The following is a 12,402-nucleotide window of genomic DNA, read 5'->3' on the forward strand; positions in this document are numbered from 1 at the left end:
AGAGCAGGGCGATACGGGTCAAGGGCGGCCTCGCTGCGCCGATTGGCACGCGTCATCATTTCAATGAAACTCTCGTCGTCCTCTGAGGGGGCCCCTGGGCGGAATCGCACGGCGAGCGGCGGGCTCGCAGCAAACGCGAAGATTGCTCAACGGCGCCTTCATCCTTCGGCTATTGGAATTCGTTGAGGTGAGCGATAGGATTGCTGATTGAGCGGATCAAACGCTTGATGCCGCGAAAGCGGAGAACATGCCCGCGATCGGCGAAGTTCGGTGGTACTGCTTTAATGTGCCCCTTTTAATGATTCCGAGCCGCCGCATTATTCGTCGCGTCATCAATTCGGCGCCGGTTCTTCTTCAGACTAATGAGGTCAGGTACCGGTGCTGGCTGGGAGCGCCGTCGCCAAGGACGGCTCAAACGCCTGTTGCCTCGCCGACCCCTCTTGCTGCTCTTACGAGGTGGCATGCTGCACCTGCGACCAAACTGTTACATTGGATGGGTCACAATTGTGCGGGTCCACGTGGCCTCATGTCCAAGATCACCTGAGCAAACATCCTAGCAGAGCAAGCTTTCGAAAAGCTGACGAAGCGCAGCGTAGCTGCTCGCGCTCGGGCGGGGCGAAATTGGCTCTGATCTATTCCGTCATGCCTGCGTCATCGGCCTCCCTCAGGCCTGGTGTCGAGCCGAGCGCGCCGAAGTGACTTCGGATCGTCGACATTCTGAAGGTGAGCCGCGCGACGCCCTACCGGATGGTCAGCATCCGGCAGCATCTTCATCGTATCATCATTCTTGCGGTCTGCGGCGCTGGGCATTGTGTGAGCTATGTGCGCCGATGGGGACGGAGATTCGGCAAGGCGTTCTCCACTCTCGATCCGCCAGCGCGCTCGGATCGCGCTCACAGACGGGATTCAGATGAAGTCTCATCCCGGTGGCGGGGAGCGACATCGGCTACGACGTGAGCGGATCATGAAGCGGCATTGGCGCGCTGCCGAAGTATCCTGCGCGTGATCAAGTTCGACCCAGGCTATGCCAGTCGTGACCTGGCACAGCCTTTAACTCTGGCATCGCTTACAAGTTGAGAATTGCGGGTTTCCTGGATACGGCCGGCGAGCGAACAACACGCCGAAGTGGTTGGATGTAGTCAGCAGACGGCAACTGCACGCATCCATTCAACCTGAACAATCGCTCGTCCCGTAACGACCAAACGAGACTGCAGGGCAGCATCGATCAGGGCTCGAGGCCGTGCTCCCGGAGAACCTTATGCATCAGCTCGCCTTTGATCTCGTGAGCGATTTCGCTGAGGATCTGGGCTCCGACCACCCGCTGGGCATCGACATCATCCGTCAGGCCATGCTCCGCGAGTCGCTCGTTCAAGCGCGCCGGAAACTCATCTTCGAGCGCATCGGCAATCCGGTCCCGCGCCGCGGCATGATCATCGGGGGCGATCCGCCTCACCGCCGCATCCCAGGGCTCCCAGCGCGTTGCGAGAAACTCCGCAAAACCCGTCGCTTCCTGTTGCCGCACCGACGTCTCAGCCCTGGCAACGTCGTCCGCCGTGACCTCAGCGAGATTCAAGAAGCGCATATCGGGGGCGATGTGGCGCAGTTCAAGCCGATCCCGTAGCTGGGTCTGATAGGCAAGATAGACCTCGATCTCGTCGATATTGGCCTGCGGGTCGGCACGACGGAGCGAGCTGACCGTCTCGCGTGCGATGTCGTCAAGCGCCTCCAAACGAAACATGACACGGCCGTGTTGGAGCAGTTGGTCGAGCCGATTGTCATAGAGCCCGTCCTTGACATCGGCGTTCAGGCGTGCGGTCTGCATGCCGTTCCAGGTCAAAGTGATGCGGTCCTCGCAGGATGCAGTCGCTCCATTGGCCAGCTCGAAATACTGCTTGCGCAGCTGCGGCCTCATCGCGGCCTGGAGCAGATTCTCGGCCACCTGGCTGCGGAACGCCTGATGACCATAGTTCACGGTGCCAGCGAGCCTTTCGAGAAAGAGTGCGAAGTCCTGCGCACCCGGCTCTTCGGCGAAGCCTTGCCACGCGTCCGCTGCGCCGGGCTCGTCCGCGAGCCAGTCCGCGACAACCTCGTGCAGGAGTGGCGGCTGATGTTCCATCGGTTGTAGCGGCATCGACAGGAAGACCTGCGGGCCGGCATAATCCGCGCCACGCGTGGCTGACGCCAAATCGGCCAGCACCGGGGCCGGTATCGGATTAGACCGCAGGTCGATGCTCGACGCGCTGCCGAGCTGGGTCAGCAGGCTCTCGGGCAGGCCGGTCAGCTGGTTGTTACTGGCGCCGAGCATTTCAAGCCCGACGGGGAGTGTCTCTGGCAGATTGGTCAGCTGATTTTCGCTGACGTCCAGGTATCCAAGTCTGGCCGGAATGTCGGGCAGGCTTGTCAGCTGGTTGTCGCTTGCGTCCAGGTATCGCAGTCTGGCCGGAAGATCGGGCAGGCTCGTCAGCTGATTTTCGCTGACATCCAGGCGGCGGAGCCTGGCTGGAAGGTCGGGCAGACTGGTCAACTGGTTATTGCAGGCGGAGAACTCCTCGATCGTTGCCGGAAGGGCGGGCAGATCGGTCAGCTGGTTGCCATCCACCGTCAAGCTGCGGAGCCTGGATGGCAACTCTGCCGGCAGGCTCGTCAGATAGTTGGCCATGAGGTGGAGATGCCGGAGTCTCCGCGGGAGGGCAGGCAGACCGGTCAGCCTGTTGTCAGAGGCGTAGAGGTCTCGGAGTCCGCCCGGAAGCTGGGCCGGCAGGCTGCTCAACTGGTTGCCGATAACGATGAGGGTCCGGAGCCTGGGCGGGAGTGAGGCTGGCAAAGCGGTCAGGGACAATGACGAAAGATTCAGCTCGCCTCTGACATCACCCTCGTCCCGCCATGCCCTCGTCCGGTTGACCCCCTCTTGCCGATTCTCGTTTTCGCCCTGCCCCTCTTCCGCTGCCCAGCTCGCCAGGACGCGGTCCTGCGACGAGACGAGGTCGGCGGCGGCCGCTCCAGTGGCCCACCGAGTCAAGGCTGACGCCCACAGGGTCAGGCATGAGGGGGACTGCCCGGCGGCCCCAGACGTTGGCTCGGCGCTTTCGGATTCGGAAGCTATGCCTGCGCGAGGCCGGGCCCGTTCTGTATTCATTGAACTCCATGACATGTTTGGACTCAGCCGATTAGGCAGCTCTATCGGCTGGATCGAGACGTTCGCATGCTAGCAAGTCCAGCTGTCGATAAGCTGACGAGCGTCAGGTTATCCGCCATGAAGCTGTTGACAAGCCACTCTTCGTTCGCGCGGTGGGGATCCTGCGCTGTCGCGCAGCTGCGCAAATATTTCAATTCGAAAATTCGCAGCTTCGGACTCGAGAATGCTGCTCAGGCGGGACCATAACTCCGTCCGACGAAATACTCAGAAGGCAGGTCACCTTCAACCGTTTTGCTGGTTGGAAGCTGACTGCTCCTTTTGATGTCCGTCTATGACGCTTTCTGAGACGCTCTCTGTTTCGACCACTTGCGAGCGAGTGGTCAGCCGCGTCGGCGTTGTCGGCCGTGTCATCGCCTTACTCCTTGCTTGCGCGGTCTTCCGTTCGGCCCGGAGTTGCTGTCCATATGCATTCACTATGCTTCCATCTGCGAACGGTATTTCCACTCGATCGTGGCACGGACTAGAACCGCTCAAACAGTCAATCTTGGGTTCCGGCGTGCTGGAAAGCGGAGCTTCACTCGTCCAGCAATAGAACATGGCTCCAAACGCAACCGGGTCGCGGCATCTCCGGAGTCCACACAAGCCGACATGTCGGTTTTCTTTTCGTTATTCCAGGACCCTCGGCATGTGAACCGAAGCTTCTATTCGCAACCGCTGACGCCGGATTGGAGGACCGAGGTAACTTCCCCGCCGCCGCGTGGATCCCGCGAGGACTTGGTCTCGGAGATCATCGGTCCGTACTATGCGCACTTGCCGACGTTTCTGAGCGCCAGCGCCGGAGCAGAGGCACTCGAAACGGCGATCGTCGCCGTATGGTCGCAACAATGGCCACGCTTGCGGATGGAGTTTTCGTTCCGAACCGCCCAGCTTGGAGCTCGTCCTCGGCGCAGTGCAAGGTACGACGTTCAAGTAGCGTTTCCTGAAACTGGTGACGGGGGCGCTAGGCCCGAATGGGTCGACGCTGCTACCGACGACGCGAGTGCTGGCGAGGTTACTCCTCTTCGTCGATTCCTGTGGCGCTATGGGCGCGACATGAAGAATCCGCGGGATCGTTTTCAACTGCTCGTTGAGACCTTCCGAGTTTTGGGGAGGGGGCAGGCACTCCCAATGGCGGCTGCGGTCAAGGTCTTCGATGAAGTGCCCGAAGAGACCGATGGAGCGATATTGAAGAATGACATCTTAGGCTTCGACACGAACTCGCTGTCGATCTGTCCGCCGGTATCGTTCCTCGACATGCTTCGTCTGCTCGACATGAAGGGTTCGGATTCCGCAGTCGACGTCTCCGAAATCGAGCAGCGCTTCGGACGGATTTCGGCCGCCGAAGTGACGGAGGTCGTCAACTTCGCGGCGGCAGATGGCAATCGCCTCGATCGATTGCGCGATCCGATCGTCGGGTGGACCGTCGCTCGCGCCGACGGTGAGATCGTCAATTCTGTCGCCACGACTCCCCTTCGGATGAGAATACTCATCGCGCGTCCCGTCAGGTGCATTGGGATTGCGATACCTATGAAGCGCTGTTAACGCAGGACCCATTGCTTTGTCACGCGCCATGAACTTGGCAGCGCGCGCTACCAGAGCGTCGTGGTCCAGTGCAGCAATCGTTTTGCCACGGACCTCAGATCTCATTGCAGTTTGAAAAGTGCGCCAGTATATCCCCGCGCAGTGCGTTGGCTTAGAGTCCGGCGCGTCCGCTCTGCCTGGGACCGCGCGCTCGATGACGCTTTGGATATTCGCAGGCGGCTCGGGTGGCGGGGTCTAGCGTACAGCCTCGGTCGCCTCGTGAGGCTCGCCGGCGTTTGCCAATTGCCGCTCGAAGGCCTCCCGCGACGCCTCGCCCGCCTCACGATGTTCCGCGGCGGCCCGTTGCACCTGCATCAAAGCTGCCGGACTGGATGGGAAAGGATTGTCCACGCTCACCTCACTCCGCAGATGGTGGCAGAACAGCTACGCCGGCAAGCTTGCGAGAAGCTGACGGAGCCTTCCGCCCGGCCACAAAAAGTGGCGTACCGATCCTTGTATTTGGTTTTCGTGGACGGGTTGCTGCAATCACCAGCGCCAGCACATTAGATCGCGCGATGTGCGGCCCGGGTGTCCTCAATGCCGCGGAGGCAGCGGCGCATCGCATTCGCCGCGGATGGATTTTCGTCGACCGCAAGCGCCTGCTGAGAAACCCACTATCTGCTTTGCTGCACGCGAACCGTTGTAGAGTTATCGCAACTAAACTTAGGTTGGCATGGTAAAAGTGTCGTGGGAAGTTATCTTGCTCGAAGATCCGCAGAGCGACGACGCTTGAAACGATGAGCGCCTCAGTGAAGAAAAAGCGAAATCATGTGAGGCAAACAATATCGCTGCAGGACCGCCTGGCTGCGTTTGCAAGGGATCTTGTGGAAATGGCGGCGAGCATGCCAGAAGGCGCGGAGCGGGATAGTCTGCTGAGGCGAGCCCGCACCGCGGAAATTGCAGCTGACATTGACGATTGGGTCTCCTCGGCTGGGCCTCAGCCGCCGACGCCATAGGGTCCGGAGCCTCTCCTCCATCGAGGTCCTCGAGGGCCCCGTATCCAGCTCGGGCTCCTCTACGTTCAGGAGCAAGGTTTGCCGGGCTCTGATCCCTGAAGCCAACTTGACCACAGGGCAGGGTAAGAGTGAGCTGCCCGTATCCGAAGAGAATGAGGAACCGCCCCATGGCGCTCCCCAGATTGCAGAGCCTGTTCTTCACGCGCATTTTCTGGTCGCGCTGGAGCTTCGGCTCATGGTTGGCCCACCGCTCGAGCTGAAGCCTGGCTCATGGCTGCTACGGGAGGTCTGTTCGCTAAAAGACGCAAACGTATCACGAGGAGGGCTGCGTAAACGGCTTTGCCGATGGACAAGCCGATCCAGATACCAATGGCACCGAGGCCAGTTTTCAAGCCGAGCACGTAGCTGACGGAAAGACCGATCAGCCAGTAAGCGATGCCTGCGAAAAACAGCGGCACGCGGGTGTCCCCTAAGCCGCGCAGGCCACCGGCTGCAATGCTCTGAAGTGCATCAGTAATGAAGAAGCTCGCTCCGACAAGGATGAGAGCTGCAGTCAGCTTGATCGTGGCGTCCGCATTGCTGGCCGACTGGTCGACGAACAGCTCGGCGACTTCAAAGCGCGTGCCGACCACCGCAATCGTAGCGATCGCCGCGATCAGGACTCCAAGCAGCATGGCGGCAAAACCAGCCCGTCTGATACCTGATACATCGTTGCGGCCGAGTGCGTGTCCGATGCGCACGCTCACCGCCATTCCGATGCAAAACGGGATCATGAACAGGGCGGCTGCAACTTGGAATGCGATCTGATGGGCGGCAACCGCTGTAGTGCTGATCGCACCCATCAGGAGCGCCGTCGCAGAGAAAAGACCCGATTCCATGAAAATCGCGACCGAAATCGGCGTGCCGACCACGAGGAACTCCCGCATCAATGGCCAATCGAACCGCCAAAGATATCGGAGCACCTGGTAGTCGCGAAAAGGACGACAGCATGTAACGAACCAAATACCGGCCAGAAAAGTCCCACTGTTCACCAGGCTCGTCGCAAGGCCGGCTCCGAACAAGTCAAGCTGCGGCAGGCCGAATTTGCCGGTGATCAACAGATAGGCCAGCAGTGCGTTGGTCGGAATGGCCGCGAGCGTGATCCACAAGGCCGGCGCCGGGCGATCGACCGCTGCCATGAAACTGCGGATCGCCAAAAACCACAGCGCCGGCAAGATACCCCAGGTGAGCCCAAGCAGATATTGCTGAGCTAAGCGCGCGATAGCTGGCTCGTGGCCAAGCGCAAGCACGATTTGTTCGCCTCGCACCGGCAAAATCATGATCGGCGCCCATAGAACGAGTGCAATCCATAGCCCCATGCGCAGCGAGCTCCGTACTAGGGCTGGGTTTGCCGCGCCACGTGCTTGCGCCGCGAGCGGCCCTACTGCCGAGATCACGCCGGCTGCGAAGGTCAGGCCAACCGATAAGATCATACCGGCGAGCGCGGCAGCCGCGAGGGCCTCGGTGCCGATGTGGCCGATCCAGGCCAGATCCGTCGCCATCATCGCGATCTGTGCAAGCTGCGTGAGTGCGATCGGGGTCGCGAGTGTCGCTGTTGCGGCGAGTTCGCCACTGAGGTGGTGGCAAGCCCCCCATTTGGCCAATCGGTGAGGCCAGGATGATCGGTGCGTGGCGTCCCCAGTCTTTCTCATCGAATGCCGCCGCTCCGGATTACGCGCTTCAGCCAATTGACCCGCTGATGCGAAATTCGCGCGATCACGGTCGCGTCATCGGCACTCTCATTGCTGATAGCATATTCTCAATCGATGACGCCCCGCTCAAAAATGGTGAGAGCGTTTGGCCGGCAAGGAAAGCAGTCGCTGTTATGAGCGTTGTGCTTGCGACGTCGACTGTCTCGCTTCAGACGCCGCTTGTCTCAACCGCAACGACAGAACGTTTGCAGCGAGTGAATGCCGCGAGAGGCGCATCATTCCCCAATAGAAAACTTTCAAGCGGATTTGGCATGTGGGTTGCTTGAAAGATGCGAGAAGATTATGCGGCCATGATGTTTCTCGAGCAACACATTCGGGTTTTCAGATGAAGCTCTCCGGATCGGTTAATGTCAGAAGTCTCTGCAGGTGCGCTCCACAGCGCGCGCTCCTGCATGGCGACATTTGTTACCTTCAGGTCGCGTTTCGAACGGTCACCATCCAATCCCTCCAATGAGCCCGGCTTGAGCTCTTCTCTGGCAGATGATTGAGCTGATGCAGGATGATTGGGATCCTGAGCAATTATTCAGGCAACGGGACGAGCTCAGGGTCAAGTTGCTTCGTGCCCAATCGGTCATAGCCGAATGTAAGGCAGAATTGGCGGAGCTTGAGCGGAGGCTTGACTGTCTATCAGTGTCGGCGCCAACCGATGAACGCCAGCAGAAATCTGCGGCAGACACTGCGGCGCGTAAGGCGCGGCCGCGCAAATCTTAGAGCGTCAATGATCCTGTCGACCCGCTGGCTGCCACGTTCACGAGTCGATCCTGGGACCGTTAAATGCAACGGACGTTCGTGAACCCGGAGGCTCAAAGCCTTCAATATCTATTGTGTTGCGAACCGACGACTGCCGAATGAATGTCAAGATGCGGCTTTTCTATCGGCTTCGTTTTTTGTTGTTCGCGGTGCTTTGGCCGGCGGACGCGCTTTTGATTGGTCACGCTGACAGAGGACGTATCGTCCGCGGTTCCGACGGGACACCATGTTTCCGGATAGGGCGCTCACGCGGAGGTGTTCAATCTCTTTGTTAGAGAGCTAAGCCAGAGTGCTTAATCGGCCGTGATCGCTCGCCAAGATCAAGGCAGGTCACGCCCCCGTGATCGGGGAAGCTGACCAGCCTCATTTGGCTCCGCCTGGATGTTGATGAGAGTTGCTTGACTATGTTCCTCAGGGGCCTCGAGCAGGGGCTGATAATGGCAATCACCTGAGCTCGCGGATGCTAAAAAGAGGGTTCGAGGAACGTCGAAAGCCATATGCGAACAGCGATTTCGTCAGCTTCTCGAAAGCTTGTACGAATACGAACTAACGTGGATAGGCTTCGAGGTGAGGTTTGTGCGTGGACTCGCATGATTTCGACGCGTTGACCCGATGCCGTCTGTACCGGATCAATTCGCAGTCCCGATCGATCCAGATGTCTTCAATTTCCCTTCCCTGCCGCGTTCTCCGGAACTTGGTCGACTGCTCGATGATGCGCCCGCAACCAGCAGAGCGGACCAGTTCACCGGCCGGTCGCCGAACCTTGTCGCCGGTTCCGACAGTATCGACTTCGAATACATGCCGTTCTCACCAGGCGAGCTCCGCGGGCTGCTGGATGATGACCCCGCGTCGATTGGTATAAATCGGTCAGTCGGCAATTTGCCGGTCTCTGCGGATCCAGATGGGTTCATATTCAACGAAGAGCAGATGCCACCAGGAGAGCTTCGGCGATTGCTTGACGATGAGCCGGCATCCCCAGCCATGCATCAACCGCCCCGCCGCTTGCCAAGCGACTATTAGACCAAACGAGGGATCGCCGCAGAGCCCTGAGTTTGCTCTGGCGGCCGATTTAATTTGCGGCGACCCACGGCACGTCTAGCCGTTATCGAGCGTATCACCTTGGCTTTCAGCCGGCTTTGCTTCGATCGCCATGGCTCAACTGGATTGCTTTTCGCGCACAGTACTCCTGGAGCTTTAGATGAAGATGCATTTGTAGCGCAGAGTATGTTCCCTGTCGGCACGTGGTCAGCTCTCAGTTCATGACTGAAGACGTCGATGGCGGATTGCAGGCTGATTTTGTAAGTCTTCCTACCTAAGCCGCAGGTGTGACCCGCGCGCAAGCCTCTCTCAGCTATGAGCTGATCGGCGAAATCGCGTGCCCCCTTGCCGGGCCGTTCACCGCCCCTTGCAGCAATGCTGCTGCGAGCGCGTAAAACTCTATGCAGCCTCTGCGTCTTATAAATGTCATCTTGCGCGGCGAGTGAGGCGAGCCGCGGCGGATCGGTTCGCGTGCGCAAGACAGTTAGGCCGCATCGATCCACGCGGCAAAGAGACGAGGTCGATGACACAGCCTTTTCGAGCATGCAGTCTGTTATCCATCATTGCCTGCATCATTCTCTGTCCGGCCGCCAACGCGCAAGATCGTCGCATCGTTACCGAACCTATTGCACCACAGACGGTGTGCGACCGGCCCGTGCCGTCCGGCAAGCAAGATACGGTCACCTTGCAAGATGCCATCGACCAATGTCCGTCGGGGGCCGCCGTATATTTAGGGCGGGGCGAGTTCCGGTCGGGTCCGCTCGAAATGAAATCGGGCGTGACGTTATGGATCGGACGAGGCGCCAAGCTCATCGCCATCCCCCAACCAGCTGCTTACGATAAGGGCCGCGGACAGTGTGGTCGCATCTCAGGCAAGGGCGATGGTTGCCGGCCGTTCATCAGCTTTTCCAAAACCCGTGGCGGCGGTATCTACGGGGACGGCATCATCGATGGTCAGGGCGGTGCAACCATGGTCGGGAGCGCCGAAACCTGGTGGCAACTGGCCCGCCGTGCCCAAGTCGAGGGCGGCAACCAAAACGCCCCGCGCTTGATCCAGATCGATCATGCGCAAGACATCACGTTCACGGGTGTCACCTTGCGCAATGCACCCAATTTTCATATCGCGATGAACCGGGTCGAAGGTGCCACTTTTTGGGGCCTCACGATCGATGCCCCGGCGGACGCCCGCAATACCGACGGTATCGACCCTGGCGCGAGCCAGGATGTGACCATCACCCGCAGCTTCATCCGAACGGGAGACGACAACGTCGCTATCAAGGCCGGCGATAATGGCTCAAGCAGCCATATCTCCATCATTGATAACTATTTCGGCTGGGGGCACGGCATGTCGATCGGCAGCGAGGTGAATTCCGGGGCCAGCGACATACTGGTGCGTAATCTGACGCTGGATGGAACGACGTCTGGTCTGCGCATCAAGAGCGATGTCAGTCGAGGTGGCCTGGTCGAGCGCGTGACTTATGAAAACGTGTGCCTGAGGGGCAACCGCTGGCCGCTGGCGTTCGATGCGAAATACGATCCGCGCGCGCAGGGTTCGAGGATTCCGGTCTATCGGCAGATTGTTCTGCGCCATGTGCGTGGCGACGATGGCGCACTGGTGATGCGCGGCGTAGACGAGCGGCATGTCCTTGACGTGAAACTCGAGGATGTCCGATTTGCCAGTTCCGCGATCTGGCAGCTCGAACATGCAAAGGTGACCGCCGATCACTCTGACGTGTCGCCGCCGCTGCCGGGGCAAGCTGCAGAGACGTTGTCGCGCGGATCGGACACTTGTTCTAGGGCATTCCGAGACGCTAACCGCTAGGCGCTCCGACTCCGGCGCCGGCAGGGGAGAGCCCGCATCGATAGGCTTGAACTGACGAGATTGCGGAAGGTGAGCCTGATGGCCCGCGCCCGTTGCGCGGCAAGGGCTGACATCGCGAGAGTTACGCGCAGATTCTGGTTCGGCGATGAAAGTATCGACCATCCGCGAGGCTATAGCACGGCGGCGGGTTACATCGACTGCATCGGACGCGCCGCAAACGCCACCAAGGGGAAGATCAAATGCGAATGTTCCTGACGTCCGCCGCGCTTCTGGCTGGATGTTTCTGCATCCCGGCAGCATACGCCGAGGCAATATCGGTGTCGCATGCCGCAAACGCGGACTATCGCTCCGTGCAGGAAGCCATCGACGCGTTGCCGGCGCAAGGCGGGGAAATTCGGATCGCGCCGGGGACCTATCGCGAGAAGGTCAAAACCTCCAAATCCGGTATTCATATCGTGGGGACTGGCGGCAAACCGGAGGATACGGTCATTGTGTATGGCGACGGCGCGATCAATGCGGGAGGAACCGCGCGTTCGGCCACACTGGATGCCGCTGGCGATGACTTCCGACTCGAAAATCTGACCATCCAGAACGACTACGCCCTCAATCCGGCCAATCCCCCCTCGCAAGGAGTAGCGCTGTCAGTTACCGGAGACCGGGACGTCATTACGAGCGTCCGCCTGCTCGGAGCCCAGGACACCCTGTTTGCCGGCAAGGGACCGAACGGCCGAATGTCACGACAATACTTCTCGAAGTGCTACATCGAGGGGCATGTCGATTTTATATTCGGCAACGCCAAGGCCTGGTTCCGGCAATGTGAGTTGCACGGCATCGCCAATCAAGCGGTCATCTATACCGCTCAGAGCAAGGCAGCGCCGGATGAGGACAGTGGCTATGTTTTTGATCATTGCAGGCTAACTGCCGACCCTGTTGCGGGCTACATCGCACTCGGCCGCCCTTGGCGCCCTTACGCCACGGTGGTCTTCTTGTCGGCGGAGATAGATGCCCCCGTGATCGCGGAAGGGTGGCGCGAATGGACGCCTGGTAAGACCAATACGTTGAGGACAAGCTACTATGCTGAATACAGATCCTTCGGCGTCGGGGCCAACCCCTCAGGCCGCGAGCCTCACTCCCATCAACTGACAGATGGCGAAGCTGCAAGCTGGTCGCTGAGCGTGTTCTTCGGAGGCGCCACAGATTGGCTGCCAACGAACCATCACGGTGGAACACAGAGCAGCGTTCAGGGCGGACAGCTTCGACGGCGATCTTCGGATGAATGACGGGAGGAGAGCCTGATTGTCATGGAGAGTCTTGTACAGCAACCCAACC

Annotated in this window: 5 protein-coding genes; 3 read left to right on the forward strand and 2 right to left on the reverse strand. The window is 59.7% G+C overall.

Annotation, left to right across the window (positions count from 1 at the left end):
- Nucleotides 1–1,225: 1,225 nt before the first annotated feature.
- Nucleotides 1,226–2,659: an NEL-type E3 ubiquitin ligase domain-containing protein gene (locus tag ACVIGB_RS42880; RefSeq protein WP_456724794.1), complete on the reverse strand. Its 1,434-nt coding sequence runs from the start codon at nt 2,657–2,659 to the stop codon at nt 1,226–1,228.
- Between the two features lie 1,251 nt (nt 2,660–3,910).
- Here ACVIGB_RS42880 and ACVIGB_RS42885 point away from each other — a divergent pair.
- The gene (locus tag ACVIGB_RS42885) at nt 3,911–4,717 is read left to right on the forward strand and encodes a hypothetical protein (RefSeq protein WP_456724793.1); all 807 of its coding nucleotides are present in this window, start codon (nt 3,911–3,913) and stop codon (nt 4,715–4,717) included.
- Nucleotides 4,718–5,945: 1,228 nt separating this feature from the next.
- On the opposite strand, the gene ACVIGB_RS42890 is transcribed toward ACVIGB_RS42885, so the two are convergent.
- Nucleotides 5,946–7,403, reverse strand: a complete 1,458-nt coding sequence (locus tag ACVIGB_RS42890; protein WP_456725293.1) for an MATE family efflux transporter — start codon at nt 7,401–7,403, stop codon at nt 5,946–5,948.
- A 2,371-nt stretch (nt 7,404–9,774) separates the two neighbouring features.
- On the opposite strand from ACVIGB_RS42890, the gene ACVIGB_RS42895 reads away from it, so the two are divergent.
- The gene (locus ACVIGB_RS42895) at nt 9,775–11,073 is read left to right on the forward strand and encodes a glycoside hydrolase family 28 protein (RefSeq protein WP_456724791.1); all 1,299 of its coding nucleotides are present in this window, start codon (nt 9,775–9,777) and stop codon (nt 11,071–11,073) included.
- A gap of 239 nt (nt 11,074–11,312) precedes the next feature.
- The gene (locus tag ACVIGB_RS42900; RefSeq protein ID WP_456724790.1) at nt 11,313–12,353 is read left to right on the forward strand and encodes a pectinesterase family protein; all 1,041 of its coding nucleotides are present in this window, start codon (nt 11,313–11,315) and stop codon (nt 12,351–12,353) included.
- Nucleotides 12,354–12,402: the final 49 nt, after the last annotated feature.

This window comes from Bradyrhizobium sp. USDA 4341, assembly GCF_054063755.1.